Genomic DNA, 17678 nt, shown 5'->3' with positions numbered 1-17678 from the left:
CTTCTTGTCATGGGGGCGTTGCTTGCTTGGGTTTGGTTCCCCCCTTCCCCCCCCCCCCCCCCCCCCCCCCCCGGCCCCCGGCGGCAGCGTCCGCCTCCGCCGGGCGATGTTCGCCGCCGCCGCCTTCCTCGCCTTCCCGCTCGCCGTTTCCTTCAGCCGCGGCAGCTGGATCGCCACCGGCGTCGCCGCCACCGTGCTGCTGCTGCGCGCCGACGCCCGGCTGCTGGTCCGCAGCGCCGTCCTGAGCCTGGCCGCCGCGGTCGTCCTGGTCGGCGGCCTCGGCCTGGGCACCTCCGGCGTCACCGAGCGGCTCAGCTCGATCGGCTCGGTCTCCGCCGCGCCCGACCAGTCCGTCTCCGACCGCTACGACCTGTGGTCCACCGCCGGGCGGATCTGGCAGGACCACCCCGTCCACGGCGCCGGACCGAAGGCCTTCCCCAAGCTGCGCGACAGCCACGCCCCGCTGCGGCTGTCCTCCGGCAGCGACGCCGCCGACTCCACCATCGGCTTCCAGCGCGAACCGCTGCTCTCCCCGCACAACATGTACTTCCTGGTGCTCAGCGAGCAGGGCCTGATCGGCATCACCGCCTACGCCGCGCTCTTCCTCGGCCTGCTGCTCGGCTGCCTGCGCAACCGCCGCGGCACCACCCTGGCCGCCCTCGCCCTGCTCACCTGGGTGCTGGTGGACTTCCTGTACGCCGACATCGGCGGCACCACCACCGTGCTGACCTCCGTCGTCCTGGGTCTGGCCGCCCGGGCCGCCGCCCAGGGGGCGGCCCGTCCCGAGCCGACCGGGCCCGCCGGTGCCGCCGCCGACGGGCGGGCGATGGCCCTGTGACCACCGACCGGCCCGCCGCCCTCGCCTCGCCCCTCCCGGCCCCGCGCAGCGCCCCCCTCCAGGCCCCCGCCCCCGGACCGGATCCGGCGCCCCGGCGCGGCTTCCTCGCCAAGGCCTTCGGCATCACCGCCGTGCTCAGCGCGGCCGGCTCCGGCCTCGGCCTGCTGCGCGACCTCCTGCTGGCCCGCTACTTCGGCGCCAGCCAGGGCACCGACGCGTTCCTGGTCGCCTGGACCGTCCCGGAGACGGCCGCACCGCTGCTGATCGAGGACGCCATGTCCTTCCTCATGGTGCCCGCCTTCGCCCTCGCCCTGGTGCTGCGCGAGGAGGACCCGGACGCCCCCGACCCGGTCCGCCACCTGGTCCGCGCCACCCTGCCCTGGCTGCTGCTCGCCCTCAGCGGGCTCGCCCTGGCCGCCGCCCTGGGCGCGCCCCAGCTCGTCGAGGTGCTCGCCCCCGGGCTGCCCGACCCGGGCCTGGCCGTGGCCTGCACCCGGATCACCGCGGTCACCGTGCTGCCCTTCGGGGTGGCCGGCTACCTGGCCGCCGCCCTGCGCGCCCACCACAGCTTCACCGCCCCGGCCGGCATCTACGTCGCCTACAACCTGGGCATCCTGGCCCTGCTGTTCGGCTTCCACGGCCTCCTCGGCGTCCGCTCCGCCGCCCTGGGCGTGGCGCTCGGCAGTCTGCTGATGGCCGGTCTGCTGGTCGGCCCGTTCCTGCGGTACCTGCGGTCCGGCCAGGCCGCCACCGGCCGCAGCCGGCGCAGCCGCAACACGCTGGTGCTGATGCCGCTGGCGCTGCTGCCGGTGGCGGCCTTCACCCTGACCCGGCAGTCCCAGGTGTTCGTCGAGCGCTACCTCGGCTCGGCGCTGCCGCCCGGCACCATCTCGCACCTCAACTACGCCGCCAAGGTCTCCCAACTCGCCATGACGGCGGGCATCCTGATCTGCACCGTCACCTTCCCGCTGGTGGCCCGGGCGCTCGCGGCCGGGGACCTCACCGCCGCCCGCGACCGGGTCGAGAAGGACCTCGGCCAGGCCGCGGCGGTCGTCCTGCTCGGTACCGCCTTCCTGATGGCCTGCGCGCCCTCGACGGTCTCGCTGCTGTTCCAGCGCGGCGCCTTCGGCCCCGGCGACACCGCCGCCACCGCCGCCGTCATCCGGGTGTACAGCTTCGGCCTGCCCGCCCAGGCGCTGATCGGCGTGATGATCCGCCCGTACTTCTCGCTGCGGCCGGTGGTCCGCCGGGCCGACGACCCGCGCACCGAGGACGGCGGGCGCCGGCTGCTGGACTGGTACCCGGTCGCCGCGATGCTGCTCGGCCTCGGGGTGACCGTCACCGTCGGACTGCTCGCCACACCGCGCTTCGGCGCCCTCGGCCTGGCCGCCGGCAACGCGACCGGGATCACCACCGCCGCCGCACTGCTGCTGCGCGGCCTGGTGCTGCGCGGCATCCCGTTGCGGCTGCGCCGGGTGCTCGGCGGCCACGGCCGGCTGGTCGGCGCCGCCGCCGGGGCCACCGTGCTGGGCGCCGCCGCCGCCGGCCTGGCCGCCGATCCGCTGCTCTCGACCCTCTCCGGGGGCCTCACCGTGGCGCTGGTCTTCGCCGCCCTGGGCACCGGGCTCGGTGCCCATGAGGTGCGCGGCCCGGTCCTCGCCGCGGCCCGGGCCGTGGGACTCACCGGGCGTCCGCGCCCGTCAACCGTCGCCGATGAAGGGAAGTTTCCCCATGGACAGTGAACGGGGAATCGTCCGTTCAGCCCAGGCGGGGGTCACCAACGCCCCGCCCCACCGGGCACGACTGCCCAGGAGCCGCCGCCCGACCGGCGAACCCGCGCTGCCCGGCTCCTCCTCGCCGTGGATCCTGATGTACCACTCGGTGGCGGTGGAGAAGGAGGACCCGTACCAACTCACCGTCAGCCCCGAGCGGTTCGCCGAACAGATCGCCTGGCTGCACCGGCGCGGCCGGCGCGGCGTCTCCGTCCGCGAGCTGATGCGGGCCCGCGCCCAGGGGCGGGACGACAAGCTGGTCGGCCTCACCTTCGACGACGGCTACGCGGACTTCGCCCGGTACGCCGTACCGATTCTGCAGGCGTACGGCTTCACCGCCACCGCCTACGTGGTCGCCGACCTCCTCGGCCAGGACAACGGCTGGGACACCGAGGGTCCGCGCAAGAAGCTGCTCACCGTCGAGGAGGTCACCGAACTCGCCGCGGCCGGTTGGGAGATCGGCTCGCACGGCCTCGGCCACCAGGCGCTGCCCGGCCTGCCCGCCGAGGCCCTCGCGGTGCAGACCCGGGAGAGTCGGCGCCTGCTGGAGGAGGTCGTCGGCGGCCCGGTCACCGGTTTCTGCTACCCGTACGGCGCCGTCGACCTGCCCGCCACCGCCGCCGTGCGCGACGCCGGGTACGACTACGCCTGCGCCATCGCCCACTCCCCGCTCACCGGCCGCTACGCCCTGCCCCGCTGCTACGTCGGCGACCGGGACGGCGCCTGGCGGCTGCGCGCCAAGAAGGGCCGGCACCGGTTGCGGGACGCCGTCACCGAGCTGCAGCGCAGCCGCAGGGAGCGTCGGCCGTGAAGGTGCTGCACATCGTCACCGGGCTCGCCTCCGGCGGGGCCGAGCGCCAACTCCACCTGCTGCTGCGCCACTTGCCGCCGCACCAGCGCTGCGAGGTGCTCGCGCTGACCAACCCCGGCACGGTCGCCGACGCGCTGCGCGCCGACGGCGTGACCGTCCACCACCTCGGCATGCGCGGCAACCGGGACCTCGGGGCGCTGCCCCGGCTGGTCCGGCTGGTCCGGGCCGGCCGCTACGACCTGGTGCACACCCACCTCTACCGGGCGCAGCTGTACGGCCGGCTGGCCGCGCGGCTCGCCGGGGTGCGGGCGGTGGTCTCCACCGAGCACTCGCTGCACGCCGGGGTGATCGAGGGCCGGCCGGTCACCCGGGGCGTCAAGGGCCTCTACCTGGCGGCCGAACGGCTTGGCAGCACCACCGTCGCGGTCTCCCGACAGGTCTCCCAGACCCTGCGGTCCTGGGGGGTCCCGCCGGCCCGGATCGAGCTGATTCCCAACGGCATCGACACCGCCGGCTACCGCCGCCCGCCCGCCGAGCGGGCCGCCGCCCGCCGCCGGATCCGGGCCGAACTCGGCCTGCCGGAGGGCAGTTGGGTGGTCGGCGGGGTCGGCCGGCTGGTCCCCGGCAAGCACTTCGAGGTGCTGCTGGAGGCGCTCGTCGACCTCGACCGGGGGACCAGGCTGATGCTGGTCGGTGAGGGCCCCGAGCGGGCCGGACTGGAGCGCCGGGCGGCCGAACTCGGCCTCCGGGAACGGCTGGTGCTCACCGGCGAGCGCGACGACGTCCCCGACCTGCTGGCCGCCATGGACGTGCTGGCCGCGCCGTCCACCGCGGAGACCTTCGGCCTCGGCGTGCTGGAGGGCCTCGCGGCCGGGCTGCCGGTGCGGCACAGCGCCTGCCCGGCGCTGGACGAACTGCCGCCCAGCGCCGCCCCGCAGGCCCGCCGGATCCCCTCCGAGCCCGCCGCGTACGCCGCCGCGCTGCGCGACCTGCGACAGCTGAGCGGCCACACCGCCGACCCGCTGCCGCACCCCCCGGCCGTCGGCCACTACGACATCGCCCGGGTCGCCGCCGACCTGGGCGCCCTATACGACCGGCTGGCCCGCGTCTGACCGCCCGCCGCCGGAACCGCCGTACCAGACCCAAGGAGCCACACCCATGACCACACCGCGCCGAAGCGCCCGCCACCTGGTCCGCCGCTGGTGGCCGGTGGCGCTCGCGGTGCCGCTGGGCGCCGCGGCCGGCGCCGGGTACGCCGTCGTCTCGCACCCCTCGTACTCCGCCAGCGCCTACGTCCTCGTGGTGCCGCAGAACCCGGGGGAGGCGTCGACCGCGACCAACTTCGCCCAGGCGTACGGGCGGCTCGCGGGCCAGCCGCAGGTGCTCGCGGTCGCGGCCGCCGAGACCGGCCGCACCCGCTCCGAGCTGGAGGCCCAGGTGGCCGGGACGACCTCCCCGGACGCCCCGATGATCGAGATCACCGGGACCGGCCGGCGCGCCCAGGAGGCCGCCCAGACCGCCGACGCGGTGGCCCGCTCGCTGGTCGCCTTCGCCAACACCAGCAGCAAGGACACCAACGTCCGGCTGGTGACGCTGGCCCCGGCCGCCGAGCCGGACAAGCCGACCACGCCCTCCGCCAAGCTGGACGTCGCGGTCGGTGCCGCGGCCGGGCTGCTGCTCGGGTCGCTGGTGCTGATGACCCGCCGGCGCGGCGGCGCGGAGACCGCGGCGCCCGAACCGAGCGGGCCGAGCGGGGCCGAGGCCGCCGTGGAGACCGCGGCGGCCGTGGCGAGCGCGGCCCCGGCCGCGCCCCGCCCGCGCAGCGAGGAGCCGGGCAGCAAGGCCCGGCCGAAGAGCGAGCCGAAGGCCGGCGCGAAGGCCGAGCCGAAGACAGACGCGAAGACCGAGCCGAAGGCCGAGCCGAAGAGCGACGCGAAGGCCGAGCCGAAGAGCGACGCGAAGGCCGCCGCGAAGGCCGGGACCGGAGCCGAGCCCAAGCCCCCGGCCAAGGAGAAGAGCGCCGCCGGGAGCGGACGATGAGCACCGAGGCCCGCGCCGCCGGCCTCCCGGCCCAGTCGGCCGCGCCCGTCTGGACCACCGAGCTGCGGCGCGAGGACGACGCCCTGGACACCGTCGCCGAGGAGTGGGACGAGCTGGCCGCCCGGTGCCGCACCGCCACCTTCTTCCAGGCCGCCGCCTGGCAGCGCTCCTGGTGGCGCCACTACGGCCGCCCGGGCGCGCTGGTGCTGGTGCTGGTCCGCCGGGACGGCCGGCTGGTCGGCGCCGGCGCGTTCATGCGGCGCGGCGGCCCGTTCGGCGGCCTCACCGGCCTCGGGGCCGGGCTGGTCGACTACGGCGACGTCCTGCTGGACGACGACTGCGCCGACCGGGCCGCCGCCGAGTTCGCCGCCGCCCTCCCGCTGACCCGCCCCTGGCACTGGCTGGAGCTGCGCGAGGTGCATCCCGAGGCGGCGGTCCAGCGGGTGTACGAGCACTGGCGCGGAGCCCGCCGCCGCTACCAGGACTCGCTCTGCCAGTACCTCCCGGCCGTCTCGATGGAGCGGCTGCTCAAGCGGGTGCCCGGCAAGACCGCCCAGCGCAGCCGGGTGAAGCTGCGCAAGATCGCCGAGGCCGGGGTGCGGGTCCGCAGCACGCCGGTGGACGAGGTGCCGGCCGCGCTGGAGGGGCTGCTGCGGCTGCACTTCCTGCAGTGGCAGGAGCGCGGGGTCACCGCCGAGCACCGCACCGAGCGCTTCGCCCGGCACCTGACCGAGTCCACCACCGGCCTGGTCGCCACCGGCCGGGCGGCCGTCCACCAGTTCCACCTGGACGGCGAGCTGGTCGCGGTCAACCTGCTGCTGCTCTGCCCCTCCTTCGGCGGGCTGTACCTGTACGGCGCGCACCCGGTGCTGCGCGAACGGCTGGACATCGCCGGGCTGCTGTTCAGCGCCGCCCTGGACGAGACGGTCGGCGCGGGCATCCCGGTGCTCGGCCTGCTGCGCGGCCAGGAACCGTACAAGCAGCGCTGGCGGCCGGACCGGCTGCCCAACCAGCGTCTGCTGCTGGGCCCCGCGGGTGCGGCCCCGGCGGCCGCCGCCCGGGCCGGTGCGGTGCTCGCCCGGCAGGCGGCTGCGCACCAGCTGCGCACCCGCTTCCCCCGGCTCAAGGAGGCCCTGCTGGCCCGCCGCCGGGCCTGACGCCCGGTCGTGGCCGAGCGGTCAGCGCCGCGAGGGGGTGGCGGTCGCGGACGGAGCGGGCGACGTACCGGCCGAGGGGCTCGCCGTCGCGCCGGGCGGGGTCGGTACGGCGGGGACGCTCGGCACCACCGGTACCACCGGCACGATCGGGGTCGGGGGCACCGTCGGCACCGCCGTCGGCGCCCCCACCGAACCGGCCATCAGCTGCTTGAACGCCGCCGCCGAGCGCGGATTGCTCCGGCACTGGAAGAAGCCGTGCGGGCAGTAGTCGGTGACGGTCTGGTAGGCGGTGTCGTGGGTGCGCATCCAGTCGACCATCCGCCGGACGAACTCGGGATTGTCGCCGTTGCGGAACAGCCCCCACTCCGGGTACGAGACCGGCTTGCCGCGCTTGGCCGCGAACTCCACCTGGTCCTGGAGGCCGTACGGCTCGCGCACGTAGTCGTCGAAGGTGCTCCCGGCCGGCTGGTCGTAGCTGTCCATGCCGATGATGTCGACCACGTCGTCGCCGGGGTAGCACTTGGTCCACGGGATGGCGTCCAGGCCCCGGTTGGGGGTGAAGTCGAAGCGGAACCGCTGCCCGGGCACCGAGCGCATCACCCCGACGATCCGCCGCCAGTACGCCTTCCACGCCGTCGGATCGGGCTTGCAGCGGTGGGTGTAGGTGACGCCGTTCATCTCCCAGCCGAGGGTGATCACGGTGTCCGCGCCGCCGAGCGCCACCAGCCGGCGGGCGAGCCGGAGGAAGTGGCTGTCGAAGTCCCCCCGCGCGCCCTGGCCGAGCAGCCTGGCGACCTCGCCGTCCGGCACGTTCGCCTCGTTGGGCACCAGCATCGGCACCCCGAGCACCAGCAGCCGGGACGGGTCGGCCAGCCGCCACTGCGACCACAGGCCGAGCACCACCGGCTCGCCCTCGATGTCCGCCCAGCCGTTGCCGGCCAGGTAGGTGTGGCCGACCTGCATGTTGGCGTCGCCCAGCCACTGGGCGTACTTGCCGATCTGCGGGATGTAGTCGTCCCAGGAGCCGACGAAGGCGCCGAACGGGGGCTCGTGCGCGGGCCGCTGGACGGGCGGGCGGGGGGCCGCGCCGCGCGGCTCGAAGGCGTCCGAGGAGAGGCTGTGCCGGTCGGTCTGGCTGAGCGGCGTCCCGGCCGGGACGCTGGCCGTGGCCATCAGCAGCAGAGCGGCGGCGGCCAGCGTCAGGCGGCCGATGCGCATGGTCTCTCCTCGGACGTCGCGGGAGCGGGGCGGGCGGTGACGACGTCGACGGACGGTCGCGCCACGCTCGCCGACAGTAGGCCCGGCAGGGGAGGGAGAAGCCGAATGTCACCCTAAAGTGGGCGATATTCGAACGCCGTCTGCCGCAACACCCGTCCGGCCCGGCCCGTGTATCAGCTCTGTAACGGTCCGGCGGGGCTGACGACGCCCGTCGCGGAGGGCTCCGCCGATCGGCCGGGGGGCCGACGGCGCAGGTGGGCGGGCGGGCGTACGGGACGGACGCGCACCGTCCGGCGTGCGATGGCCGGGACTCCCGGGCGGCGATTCCGGGCTGACTCGCGCGGCCGACGAAAGGTACGCTCCGGCCGTGTCCTGGAAGCCGCCGCGTGTACTCACCCCCCGGTCGATCCTGCCTGCCCTGGCGGTGATGCTGGTCCTTGCGGCCGGTGCGGCGGCGCACGCGAACAAGCCGGTGCCGTTCGGCGACCGGGTGGCGGGGCCGGGCGACGCGGAGGCGACGCCGGTGAACTCGCAGTCGGTCAGCTCGGCCGACCTGGACCTCAAGGTGGTCGGCCCCGGCCTGGAGGCGTACCACAAGCAGACCGGCGAGCGGGCCTGGTCGTACCGCCGGGAGGGCGCCGAGGCGCTCTACCTGGCGATGGCCGGGGACAACGCGATCGTGGTCTGGGACGACGGCCTGGTCACCTCGGTGCGCCCGGGCGACCACGAGGTGCGCTGGCACCGCGCCGTGCCGGGCCTCGCGGACTACCTGCGCGCCGACGGCGAGCCGGGCGCGGACAAGCGCACCGACGCCCAGCGCAAGGAGACCGCCGTCCAGCGGGCCGCGGCCGCGCTGCACACCGTCCAGCGGGACGGCTCGCCCTGGCTGGCCGTGGTGACGCCCAGCCTGACCATGGGCCTGCGGGACGTCGACGGCGACCTGCGGTACAACGACCGGCCGTCCAACGGCTGCCTCTTCGACCCGCTGCGCACCGTGCACACCGGCTACGCCGTGCTCATCCCGCGCACCTGCACCAACGGCGGCGGGGTGCCCGTCTCCGGCGGCATCACCGGCTACCGGCTGGACAGCAACGGCTGGTCGATGATCACCGGGCCGACGGCGACGGTGAAGGTGCTGGACAACAGCCGGGTGGAGATCGCCGACGGCCCGATCGTGCCGCCCAAGGTCTTCGACACCAAGGCGGCCGCCCCCGAGACGGCCTGCGCCAACCCGGACGCGCCGTTCGCGGCGGTCCGGCCGAAGGACGGCTGCACCGACCCGTCGGCGAGCCCGACGACGGCCCCGGTGGACCCGGCGGGCCAGACGGCCGCGACGGCCTCCGCGGGCGACCAGACGGCGCCCCAGCCGTAGCGGAGGGCCCGCGGGTACCCCAGGGCGGTACGCCCCCGGGGCGTTCCGCGTGGCCCGGTAGACTGGCCGTCATGGCTATCTTCTCCGGGCAATAGCGGGCGGCGGCGCCGAGTTCCACCGCGCCGACCGCCGATGAAGCCCCGTTCCCGCTTCCCGCCCGGGCCCGTACCCGGCCGCCCGCCCACGTCCCAGGAGTAGTTCCAGCCATGATTTCCGCCAACGCCCTAGAGCTGCGCGCCGGTGCCCGGATCCTGATCGAGTCCGCGAACTTCAAGGTCGCCGCCGGCGACCGGATCGGTCTGGTCGGGCGCAACGGCGCCGGCAAGACCACGCTCACCAAGGTGCTGGCCGGCGAGGGCCTGCCCGCCGCCGGTACGGTCACCCGTTCGGGCGAGGTCGGCTACCTCCCGCAGGACCCGCGCACCGGCGACCTGGACGTCCTCGCCAAGGACCGCATCCTCTCCGCCCGCGGCCTCGACACCGTGCTGAAGAAGATGCGCGAGAACGAGGAGCGGATGGCCAACGGCAAGGGCGCCACCCGGGACAACGCGATGAAGAAGTACGCGCGCCTGGAGACCGAGTTCCTCACCAAGGGCGGGTACGCCGCCGAGGCCGAGGCCGCCACCATCGCCGCCGCGCTGGGACTGCCGGACCGCATCCTCGGCCAGCCGCTGCACACCCTCTCCGGCGGTCAGCGCCGCCGTGTCGAGCTCGCCCGGATCCTGTTCTCGGACTCCGACGTGCTGCTGCTCGACGAGCCCACCAACCACCTGGACGCGGACTCGATCGTCTGGCTGCGGGACTTCCTGAAGACGTACCGGGGCGGCTTCATCGTCATCTCGCACGACGTCGACCTGGTCGAGACGGTCGTCAACAAGGTCTTCTACCTGGACGCCAACCGCTCCGCGATCGATGTCTACAACATGGGCTGGAAGCAGTACCAGCAGCAGCGCGAGGACGACGAGAAGCGCCGCAAGCGCGAGCGGGCGAACGCCGAGAAGAAGGCCGCCACCCTGAACGCCCAGGCCGACAAGATGCGCGCCAAGGCCACCAAGACGGTCGCCGCGCAGAACATGGCCCGCCGCGCCGACAAGCTGCTCTCCGGGCTGGAGCAGGTCCGGATGAACGACAAGGTCGCCAAGCTGCGCTTCCCGGACCCGGCCCCCTGCGGCAAGACCCCGCTGACGGCCAGCGGCCTGTCCAAGTCCTACGGCTCGCTGGAGATCTTCACCGACGTCGACCTGGCGATCGACCGGGGCTCCCGGGTCGTCGTGCTGGGCTTCAACGGCGCCGGCAAGACCACCCTGCTGCGGATGCTGGCCGGGGTGGAGGCGCCGGACACCGGCGAGGTGATCCCGGGCCACGGCCTGAAGATCGGCTACTACGCCCAGGAGCACGAGACGCTCGACCCGGACCGCAGCGTCCTGGAGAACATGCGCTCGGCCGCGCCGGACACCGACCTCGTCCAGATCCGCAAGATCCTCGGGTCCTTCCTGTTCTCCGGTGACGACGTGGACAAGCCGGCCGGAGTGCTCTCCGGTGGTGAGAAGACCCGACTGGCCCTGGCCACCCTGGTGGTCTCCTCCGCCAACGTGCTGCTGCTGGACGAGCCCACCAACAACCTCGACCCGGCCAGCCGCGAGGAGATCCTGGGCGCGCTGCGTGAGTTCTCCGGCGCGGTCGTGCTGGTCACCCACGACGAGGGCGCGGTCGAGGCGCTCGACCCGGAGCGGATCATCCTGCTGCCGGACGGGGTCGAGGACCTGTGGAACCCGTCGTACGCCGATCTGGTCTCGTTGGCCTGACCGGAAAGTAGACGTCGCCTCCGCTTTTCGGACCAGAAAATCTAGTCCTTTCGGCGTGTCCGGGAATGAAGAAGACCCGGATTCCGTTTAAGCACTTCCCGTCGGCCCGCCACTTGATCGTGGTCGGGCCGACGCTGCTGATCAGCTCTTTCTCGGCATCCGGCGGCATCCGCCCGGGGGCGTGCACTCTGCGTGAGCGCCCTGGTGCGCTCGGATCACCACCGCAGGACCACGCATTTGCGACATCGACCTTGTCGAATGGGTGGCCAGGACGCGGTGGATGGGTGATCATGGGAATCTGACCGAGCAACGCTACGAGGAGGCACGGGTGGCCGAGACTCTGAAAAAGGGCAGCCGGGTGACCGGTGCCGCGCGTGAGAAGCTCGCGGCCGATCTCAAGAAGAAGTACGACTCCGGGGCGAGCATTCGCGCTCTCGCGGAGGAGACCGGTCGTTCGTACGGCTTCGTGCACCGGATGCTGAGCGAGTCCGGAGTGATCCTCCGGGGCCGCGGTGGTGCCACGCGGGGCAAGAACAAGGCGACTGCCGGGGCCGGTTCCTGACGGCTCGTCAGCTCTGAGCTGGATGGCGCGGCGGCAGGGCGCCGGCCGAGGAGACGACAGCTGACCGCGGCTGGGCGTCCGCCCTCGGTCCGAGCGGACCGGCCGCCGATCGTCATGTCCGGAGCGGGGCCCCTGGGCCCGTTCCGATCTTTCCGGGCCGGGGCCCTGCCCGTCCGCGCCCAGGTTTGTTACTCTCCGGTAGCCACGTCCCCCGCCACCGGAGGTTCCCGCATGACCGCCCCCGCCATCGACCCGCAGGCCCCGAGCTGGGAGCGGGACGGCGTCCGGCTGGAGATCGACGGCGAGCTCGCCGTCGTCACCCTCTGTCAGCCCAAGCGGCGCAACGCCCAGTCGCCCGCGCTCTGGCGCGCCCTCGCCCAGGCCGGCCGTGAGCTGCCCGGCACCGTGCGGGTGGTGCTGCTGCGCGCCGAGGGGGTGTCCTTCTCGGCCGGACTGGACCGGGCCATGTTCACCCCCGAGGGCATCCCCGGCGAGCCCACCTTCCTGCAGCTGGCCGGCTCCGCCGACCGGGAGCTGGACGACGCCATCGCCGCCTACCAGGAGGCCTTCACCTGGTGGCGCCGTGCCGACCTGGTCACCATCGCCGTCGTCCAGGGCCATGCCGTGGGCGCGGGCTTCCAGCTCGCCCTCGGCTGTGACCTGCGAGTGGTCGCCGACGACGTGCAGTTCGCGATGAAGGAGACCTCGCTCGGGCTCGTCCCCGACCTGGCCGGCACCAAGCCGCTGGTCGAACTCGTCGGCTACGCCCGGGCGCTGGAGATCTGCGCGACCGGCCGCTGGGTCGGCGCGGAGGAGGCCGTCGCGACCGGGCTGGCCAACCTGGCCGTGCCCGGCGCCGAGCTGGACGCCACCGCCCGGGACCTCGCCGCCGCGCTGCTGGCCGCGCCGCGCGGGGCCGTGATCGAGACCAAGGCGCTGCTGCAGGGAGCCTCCGGACGGTCGTACGACGAGCAGCGTTCGGCCGAACGGGCGGCCCAGGCCCGACGGCTGCGGGAACTCGCCGGTATCGGCGACTGACCTCCGCGTCTCCGTCCGGAGGCCCGGCCCAGGGGAAAGCCCCGGGGCCGGGCCTCCGGCGTTCCCGGGGTGCGCTCGGCGGGCGGGGTCCGTGGCGAAATGCCAGAGTTGGGGAGGTTTGCGATATAGCTGGAGCCGCTACGAGGGAGATGCGCCCCATGCCTGACACTCCGACGCCCGCGACCATGCACAAGAACCCCGCCGGTGCGCCGACGCCCGGCCCGCACACCGGCGCCAGGCCCGCCTCCGGCGCGGGCGGGGAGGGCGGCCGGCCGCCCTCCGAGCGCGGCCGTACGGCGCTGGCGGTCGGCGTGGTGGAGAAGATCGCCGGGATGGCCGCCCGCGAGGTCACCGGCATCCACGCGCTGGGCTCCGGGCTGGCCCGTACCTTCGGTGCGATGCGGGACCGGGTGCCCGGCGGCAAGTCCAGCGTCGGGCGCGGGATCAAGGCCGAGGTCGGCGAGAAGCAGACCGCCATCGACATCGCCCTGGTGGTCGAGTACGGCGTGGTGATCCCCGAACTCGCCCGCCAGGTACGGGAGAACATCATCGACGCGGTCGAGCGGATGACCGGCCTGGAGGTCGTCGAGGTCAACATCGCGGTCAACGACGTCCACCTCCCGGACGAACCGGAGTTCGAGGAGGAAGAGGAGCCGGTGCCGGCACCGGGGCAGCGGCCCAAGCTCAAGTAGCACCCGGCCGCGGGGCCGCCCGGGGCTTTCGGCGCCGGCTTCCGGCGGAGGACGAGGGAGTAGCGGATGAACCTGGCCATCGTCGGCCTGGTGGTGGGCATGGCCCTCGGCTTTGCCGGGTACTTCGGCGGGTTCGCGGCGTTCCTGCTGGTGGCGGCGCTCGGACTGGTCGGCTTCGTGGCAGGGCGACTGCTGGAGGGTGACATCGACCTCGGCGACCTCGGGGACCTGCTCCGCGGCCGCGACCGGCGGCGCTGATGGGGGCCGTCGTCCCGGCCCCCGCCCCTGCCCCCGGTGCCGCGCGCCGGGGGCGGTTGCGGGTCGCCGACCGGGTGTACGAGCGGATCGCCGCACAGGCGGCCCGGGAGGTGCTCGCCCAGGCCTGGGCCGGACGGTCGGTGAAGGGGGCGCCGCCCCGGGTGTCGGTGGCCCGGCCGGGCAGCACCGTGACCGTCCGGGTGGCCGTCGAGCTGCCCTTCCCCGCCGACCTCGCGGGCCTCGCCCGGGGCGTACGGGACCGGGTGTCGGCGCAGGTGGTCGGGCTGACCGGGACGAAGGTGTCCGAAGTGGTCGTGGTGGTCGAGAAGTTGATCCCCGGGGGAGCGTGGTGAGTACGGACCTGGAGGCCCCCGCGCCGGTTGCGGCCGAGCGGCCGGGCAAGGTGCCCCGGCTGCGGGCGGGGCGGGCGGCCACGGCGGCGCTGGTCGCCACGGTGGTGCTGGTGGTGGCCGGGGCGCTGCTGTACGACGCGGTCGCGGTGCGGGCCGGGCAGCCGGCCCGGCGGTGGCGGGCGCAGATCGCCGACGAGCTGGCCACGCGGCACCTGGACGACCTGTGGGTGCTGGTGGGGGCCGGGGTGTCGGCCCTCGCCGGGGGGTGGCTGCTGTGGCTGGCGTTCGCGCCCGGGCTGCGGCGGTGGCTGGTGCTGCGGCCGTACGGGGGGACGGCGGCGGCGATCGAGCGGGCCGGGATCGGGCACCTGTTGGCGGACCGGGCCGCCGGGCTGGAGGGCGTCGACCGGCTGCGGATCCGGGTCGGGCGGCGGCGGGTGCGGGTGTCGGTGAACGGGCCGGTGGATCCGGCGGCGGTGCAGCGGCAGCTGCGGGAGGAACTGGCGCGGGTGGGGCTGGCGCGGCCGCTGCGGCTGGACGTGCGGTCCTGGCGGGGGTCGGCCGGTGTGGTGGCGGACGGCGCGGTGGCCGACGGTGGGCCGGATCGGGCGGGGGAGGCGTCGGGATGAGGCGGACGGTCGTCAACCGGGTGCTGCTGGGGCTGGTGGGCGCGGTGCTGCTGGGCGTCGGGGTGCTGGTGCTGGCGGGCGGGCTGGACCTGTACCGGCGGCTCGGGGTCCACCCGCCGAGCCGGTGGCCGCTGACCTCCCCGGACCAGCCGGTGGTCAGTGCGCGCTCCCGGGCGCGCTGGGTCGGCTCCTCGTGGTGGTGGCCGACGGTGATCGGCGGGCTCTCGGTGCTGGTCCTCGGGATGGCCTGGTGGCTGGTGGCCCAGCTGCGGCGGACCGGGCTGGCCCACATCGCGGTGCCGACGCCCGGGGTGGGCGGACTGCGGATGCGGGTGAACTCGCGGGCGCTGGAGGAGGCACTGGAGCACGGCACGGCGGTGCTGCCGGAGGTCGAGCGGGCGGGGGTGCGGCTGGTGCGGGCACCCGGGCATCCGCGGCTGCGCGGCGCCGTACGGCTGACACCGGGCGGAGACCCGGTCGGGCTGGTGGAGCACTTCGAGGACGGGCCGCGGGCGGACGCCGTACGGAGCCTGGGCCTGGCGGAGCTGCCCGCGGACCTGCGGATCCGGGTGCTGCAGGAGGCCCCCGCCGGGCGGCGGCGCCGCGGCCGGCGGGAGCGTCGTCAGCTGGAGTAGGGGGCTCAGAGCGAACGGAGGGCGCCGCCGTCGACGGGGACCATCAGGCCGGTCAGGTAGGAGGCGGCGGGGGAGAGCAGGAAGGCGGCGACCTTGCCGAACTCCTCGGGGGTGCCGTAGCGGCCCAGCGGGATGCCGGCGCTGTGCTGGGCGCGGGCGGCCTCGGGGTCGGCGGCCAGGGCGTCGAGTTCGCGGACCCGGTCGGTGTCGATCCGGGCGGGGAGCAGGCCGAGCACCCGGATGCCACGGGGGCCGAGCTCGTCGGCGAGGGCCTTGGCGGCCATCGCGAGGCCGGGGCGCAGGCCGTTGGAGATGCCGAGGCCGGGGATCGGCTGGCGGACCGAGCTGGAGAGCACGAAGCCGATCACGCCGCCGGAGGGCAGGGCGGCGGCCGCGGCGCGGGCCAGGCGCAGGGCGCCCAGGAAGACGGACTCGAAGGCGTCGCGCCAGGCGGACTCGGGGGTGGTCTCGACGGGACCGGCCTGGGGGCCGCCGACGCTGATCAGGATGCCGTCGAAGCGGCCGAACCGGGTGGTGGCCTCGGCGATCAGGCGCTCGGCGGTGTCGGGGGCGGCGTTGTCGGCGACCAGGCCGTGGGCGGTGCCGGAGCCGAGGGCGCCGAGCTCGGTGACGGCGGCGTCGACGGCCTGCCGGGTGCGGCCGCTGATGAGCACGTGGGCGCCGTCGGCGACGAGTTCGCGGGCGGCGGCGAGGCCCAGGCCCCGGGTGGCGCCGGTGACGATGTAGGCCTTGTTGGTGAGTCCGAGATCCATGGGGACATCTTGCCGGGAGCCGACCCGCGCGTTCGCACTGGCGTTGACGTCGGGGGGAAGGTTTAGCGTCGGTGGCGGTTGTTCGGAAGGAAGTGGGTCGGCGTGCGGATCGGGGAGTTGGCGGAGCGGGCGGGGACGACCACGCGGGCGTTGCGGTACTACGAGCAGTTGGGATTGTTGCCGGCCCGGCGGGCGGGCAACGGGTACCGGGCGTACGGCGAGGAGGACCTGCGGCTGTTGCGGGAGATCCGGATGCTGCAGGACTTCGGGTTCGGACTGGAGGAGACCCGGCCGTTCGTGGAGTGCCTGCGGGCGGGGCACCCCGAAGGGGACTCCTGCCCGGCCTCGTTGGAGGTGTACCGGCGGAAGCTGGCCGAGCTGGACGAGTGCATCGCGCGCCTCCAGGACGTCCGGGTGCAGGTGGCCGGGCAGTTCGAGCGGGCCGTCCGGGCGCGGGACGACCTCGCGGCCGCCGAGCAGCCGCCCCAGTGTGAACTCGCGGAGGAGTAGACGATGGTGGAGATCGTGGGTGTGCCGGCCGTGACGGACGAGACGTTCGCGGCGGAGGTGCTGGCGGCCGAGGGGCCGGTGCTGGTCGACTTCACGGCGGACTGGTGCCCGCCGTGCCGGATGATGGCGCCGGTGCTGGCGGACGTCGCGCGGGAGGAGGCGCACCGGATGCGGGTGGTGAGCGTCGACGTGGACCGCAACCCCCGGACCCAGGCGGCGTACGGGGTGCTCTCGATGCCGACGCTGATGCTGTTCCGGGACGGCCTGCCGGTGCGGTCGGTGGTGGGGGCGCGGGCGAAGGCCCGGCTGTTGCGGGAGTTGGCGGACGTGCTCTAGAGGGTGCGTCCCCGGGGTCGGCGGGGCGTCGAGTCCTCAGGCCGGGGGCGTCGAGTCCTCAGGCCGGCAGGGCGTCGAGGGCGACCTCGGGTTCGGCGGCCTGCTTGGCGCGGTCCTTGGCCTCGCGGCGGATCAGCACCCAGACGCCGACCGGGATCATCGCGGTGAACAGCCACCACTGGATCGCGTAGGCCATGTGCGGGCCGATGTCGGAGTGGTTCGGCTCGGGGATCAGCTCGGGCTGGTCGGCCGGGGCCGGGGTGGTGGCGGTGAGTTCCAGGTAGCCGCCGAGGAGGGGGGTGCCGCTCTCCTTGGCCTGCTGCTCGGAGTTGATCAGGTTGAACTGGCGGTCGGGGAGGCCGGCCCGGTCCTTGACCCAGCCGCCGCTGCTGCCGGTGGTCTCGTCGGAGCGCAGCCGGCCGGTGAGGGTGACCTCGCCGGCCGGGGCGGCCGGGACGGGCGGGTACTGGGTGGCGGCGTCGCCGGAGGGCACCCAGCCACGGTTGATCAGGACGGTGCCCTTGCCGTCGGAGAGCTTCAGCGGGGTGACGACGAAGTAGCCGAGTGTTCCGTTGGAGTCGGTCCGCTTGCGGACCACGAACTCGTGTGCCGGGTCGTACTGTCCGGTGGCCGTCACGGCGTGCCAGGTGAGGGCGGACGGCACCGCGGCGCCGGGGGTCGCGGACAGGCTGTCGAAGGGCACCGGCGAGGCCGTGAGGGCCCTGCCGATCAGCTCGTTCCGGGCCACCCGCGCCTCGTGGCGGTGCAGCTGCCAGAAGCCCAGCTTGATCGTCGCGGGGATCAGCAGCAGCGCGATCAGCATGGTGATCAGCCACTGTCGGGTCAGCAGAAAACGGTACACATGGGAACGGTACGCCG

General features: G+C 74.8%; 20 protein-coding genes. 17 read left to right on the top strand and 3 right to left on the bottom strand.

Features of this window, described 5'->3' with window-relative positions; all coding sequences use genetic code 11:
- The first annotated feature begins 106 nt into the window (after positions 1–106).
- The 6 genes from ACZ47G_RS38140 to ACZ47G_RS38115 are packed head-to-tail and all read left to right on the top strand — an operon-like array spanning position 107 to position 6618.
- The gene (locus tag ACZ47G_RS38140; protein WP_465750859.1) at positions 107–838 is read left to right on the top strand and encodes an O-antigen ligase family protein; all 732 of its coding nucleotides are present in this window, start codon (positions 107–109) and stop codon (positions 836–838) included.
- Positions 835–2580, top strand: a complete 1746-nt coding sequence (locus tag ACZ47G_RS38135) for a lipid II flippase MurJ (RefSeq protein ID WP_465750857.1) — start codon at positions 835–837, stop codon at positions 2578–2580. The genes ACZ47G_RS38140 and ACZ47G_RS38135 overlap by 4 nt, the downstream gene beginning before the upstream one ends.
- Positions 2570–3421, top strand: a complete 852-nt coding sequence (locus ACZ47G_RS38130; RefSeq protein WP_465750855.1) for a polysaccharide deacetylase family protein — start codon at positions 2570–2572, stop codon at positions 3419–3421. The genes ACZ47G_RS38135 and ACZ47G_RS38130 overlap by 11 nt, the downstream gene beginning before the upstream one ends.
- Positions 3418–4533 (top strand): glycosyltransferase, encoded by a 1116-nt coding sequence (locus tag ACZ47G_RS38125; protein ID WP_465750853.1) that lies wholly within the window; start codon positions 3418–3420, stop codon positions 4531–4533. The genes ACZ47G_RS38130 and ACZ47G_RS38125 overlap by 4 nt, the downstream gene beginning before the upstream one ends.
- A 46-nt stretch (positions 4534–4579) precedes the next feature.
- Positions 4580–5461, top strand: coding sequence for a Wzz/FepE/Etk N-terminal domain-containing protein (locus ACZ47G_RS38120; protein WP_465750851.1), 882 nt, complete (start codon positions 4580–4582; stop codon positions 5459–5461).
- A complete protein-coding gene (locus ACZ47G_RS38115) occupies positions 5458–6618 on the top strand; it encodes a GNAT family N-acetyltransferase (RefSeq protein ID WP_465750849.1) in 1161 nt (386 codons plus the stop codon). The genes ACZ47G_RS38120 and ACZ47G_RS38115 overlap by 4 nt, the downstream gene beginning before the upstream one ends.
- A 21-nt stretch (positions 6619–6639) precedes the next feature.
- Here the strand turns inward: ACZ47G_RS38115 and ACZ47G_RS38110 are convergent, their stop codons facing one another.
- Complete coding sequence (locus ACZ47G_RS38110; RefSeq protein ID WP_465750847.1) at positions 6640–7836, bottom strand: glycoside hydrolase family 26 protein; 1197 nt, start codon at positions 7834–7836, stop codon at positions 6640–6642.
- 367 nt (positions 7837–8203) lie between these two features.
- On the opposite strand from ACZ47G_RS38110, the gene ACZ47G_RS38105 reads away from it, so the two are divergent.
- From ACZ47G_RS38105 to ACZ47G_RS38065, 9 genes are all read left to right on the top strand, one after another.
- Positions 8204–9208, top strand: a complete 1005-nt coding sequence (locus tag ACZ47G_RS38105) for a hypothetical protein (RefSeq protein ID WP_465750845.1) — start codon at positions 8204–8206, stop codon at positions 9206–9208.
- A gap of 206 nt (positions 9209–9414) precedes the next feature.
- On the top strand, positions 9415–11013 hold the full coding sequence (locus ACZ47G_RS38100; RefSeq protein WP_380457650.1) for an ABC-F family ATP-binding cassette domain-containing protein: 1599 nt from the start codon (positions 9415–9417) through the stop codon (positions 11011–11013).
- Between the two features lie 328 nt (positions 11014–11341).
- Positions 11342–11575, top strand: a complete 234-nt coding sequence (locus ACZ47G_RS38095; protein ID WP_030059940.1) for a helix-turn-helix domain-containing protein — start codon at positions 11342–11344, stop codon at positions 11573–11575.
- Between the two features lie 231 nt (positions 11576–11806).
- Positions 11807–12613 carry an enoyl-CoA hydratase/isomerase family protein gene (locus ACZ47G_RS38090; protein ID WP_465750843.1) on the top strand — a complete coding sequence of 269 codons (807 nt, stop codon included), beginning with the start codon at positions 11807–11809 and terminating at the stop codon, positions 12611–12613.
- A gap of 185 nt (positions 12614–12798) precedes the next feature.
- Positions 12799–13305 carry an Asp23/Gls24 family envelope stress response protein gene (locus ACZ47G_RS38085; protein WP_465750879.1) on the top strand — a complete coding sequence of 169 codons (507 nt, stop codon included), beginning with the start codon at positions 12799–12801 and terminating at the stop codon, positions 13303–13305.
- A gap of 66 nt (positions 13306–13371) precedes the next feature.
- Complete coding sequence (locus ACZ47G_RS38080) at positions 13372–13563, top strand: hypothetical protein (protein WP_380412872.1); 192 nt, start codon at positions 13372–13374, stop codon at positions 13561–13563.
- Complete coding sequence (locus ACZ47G_RS38075; RefSeq protein ID WP_465750841.1) at positions 13563–13916, top strand: Asp23/Gls24 family envelope stress response protein; 354 nt, start codon at positions 13563–13565, stop codon at positions 13914–13916. Before ACZ47G_RS38080 ends, ACZ47G_RS38075 begins: the two co-directional genes overlap by 1 nt.
- Positions 13913–14545 carry a DUF6286 domain-containing protein gene (locus tag ACZ47G_RS38070; protein WP_465750839.1) on the top strand — a complete coding sequence of 211 codons (633 nt, stop codon included), beginning with the start codon at positions 13913–13915 and terminating at the stop codon, positions 14543–14545. The genes ACZ47G_RS38075 and ACZ47G_RS38070 overlap by 4 nt, the downstream gene beginning before the upstream one ends.
- Positions 14542–15180 (top strand): alkaline shock response membrane anchor protein AmaP, encoded by a 639-nt coding sequence (locus tag ACZ47G_RS38065; RefSeq protein ID WP_465750837.1) that lies wholly within the window; start codon positions 14542–14544, stop codon positions 15178–15180. The genes ACZ47G_RS38070 and ACZ47G_RS38065 overlap by 4 nt, the downstream gene beginning before the upstream one ends.
- Before the next feature lie 5 nt (positions 15181–15185).
- On the opposite strand, the gene ACZ47G_RS38060 is transcribed toward ACZ47G_RS38065, so the two are convergent.
- Positions 15186–15953: an SDR family oxidoreductase gene (locus tag ACZ47G_RS38060; RefSeq protein ID WP_380457661.1), complete on the bottom strand. Its 768-nt coding sequence runs from the start codon at positions 15951–15953 to the stop codon at positions 15186–15188.
- Positions 15954–16055: 102 nt separating this feature from the next.
- On the opposite strand from ACZ47G_RS38060, the gene ACZ47G_RS38055 reads away from it, so the two are divergent.
- Both ACZ47G_RS38055 and trxA read left to right on the top strand, forming a co-directional pair.
- Positions 16056–16463, top strand: a complete 408-nt coding sequence (locus ACZ47G_RS38055; RefSeq protein WP_465750878.1) for a MerR family transcriptional regulator — start codon at positions 16056–16058, stop codon at positions 16461–16463.
- A 3-nt stretch (positions 16464–16466) separates the two neighbouring features.
- Entirely contained in the window at positions 16467–16799 is a 333-nt protein-coding gene (gene trxA, locus ACZ47G_RS38050; RefSeq protein WP_465750834.1) for a thioredoxin, read from the top strand.
- A 58-nt stretch (positions 16800–16857) separates the two neighbouring features.
- Here trxA and ACZ47G_RS38045 read toward each other — a convergent pair whose 3' ends face one another.
- Positions 16858–17661 (bottom strand): SURF1 family cytochrome oxidase biogenesis protein, encoded by an 804-nt coding sequence (locus tag ACZ47G_RS38045; protein WP_465750832.1) that lies wholly within the window; start codon positions 17659–17661, stop codon positions 16858–16860.
- Positions 17662–17678 lie beyond the last annotated feature (17 nt).

The sequence above is a fragment of the Kitasatospora sp. NPDC030952 genome (genome assembly GCF_055571335.1).
This window is presented reverse-complemented; position numbering and strand designations above follow the sequence as displayed.

Excerpts from the sequence above, each read along its gene's own strand:
- ACZ47G_RS38140 (WP_465750859.1), top strand. The coding sequence starts at position 107 with ATGTTCGCCGCCGCCGCCTTCCTCGCCTTCCCGCTCGCCGTTTCCTTC.
- ACZ47G_RS38130 (WP_465750855.1), top strand. The coding sequence starts at position 2,570 with ATGGACAGTGAACGGGGAATCGTCCGTTCAGCCCAGGCGGGGGTCACC.
- ACZ47G_RS38120 (WP_465750851.1), top strand. The coding sequence starts at position 4,580 with ATGACCACACCGCGCCGAAGCGCCCGCCACCTGGTCCGCCGCTGGTGG.
- ACZ47G_RS38115 (WP_465750849.1), top strand. The coding sequence starts at position 5,458 with ATGAGCACCGAGGCCCGCGCCGCCGGCCTCCCGGCCCAGTCGGCCGCG.
- ACZ47G_RS38110 (WP_465750847.1), bottom strand. The coding sequence starts at position 7,836 with ATGCGCATCGGCCGCCTGACGCTGGCCGCCGCCGCTCTGCTGCTGATG.
- ACZ47G_RS38100 (WP_380457650.1), top strand. The coding sequence starts at position 9,415 with ATGATTTCCGCCAACGCCCTAGAGCTGCGCGCCGGTGCCCGGATCCTG.
- ACZ47G_RS38090 (WP_465750843.1), top strand. The coding sequence starts at position 11,807 with ATGACCGCCCCCGCCATCGACCCGCAGGCCCCGAGCTGGGAGCGGGAC.
- ACZ47G_RS38085 (WP_465750879.1), top strand. The coding sequence starts at position 12,799 with ATGCACAAGAACCCCGCCGGTGCGCCGACGCCCGGCCCGCACACCGGC.
- ACZ47G_RS38080 (WP_380412872.1), top strand. The coding sequence starts at position 13,372 with ATGAACCTGGCCATCGTCGGCCTGGTGGTGGGCATGGCCCTCGGCTTT.
- ACZ47G_RS38075 (WP_465750841.1), top strand. The coding sequence starts at position 13,563 with ATGGGGGCCGTCGTCCCGGCCCCCGCCCCTGCCCCCGGTGCCGCGCGC.
- ACZ47G_RS38065 (WP_465750837.1), top strand. The coding sequence starts at position 14,542 with ATGAGGCGGACGGTCGTCAACCGGGTGCTGCTGGGGCTGGTGGGCGCG.
- ACZ47G_RS38060 (WP_380457661.1), bottom strand. The coding sequence starts at position 15,953 with ATGGATCTCGGACTCACCAACAAGGCCTACATCGTCACCGGCGCCACC.
- trxA (WP_465750834.1), top strand. The coding sequence starts at position 16,467 with ATGGTGGAGATCGTGGGTGTGCCGGCCGTGACGGACGAGACGTTCGCG.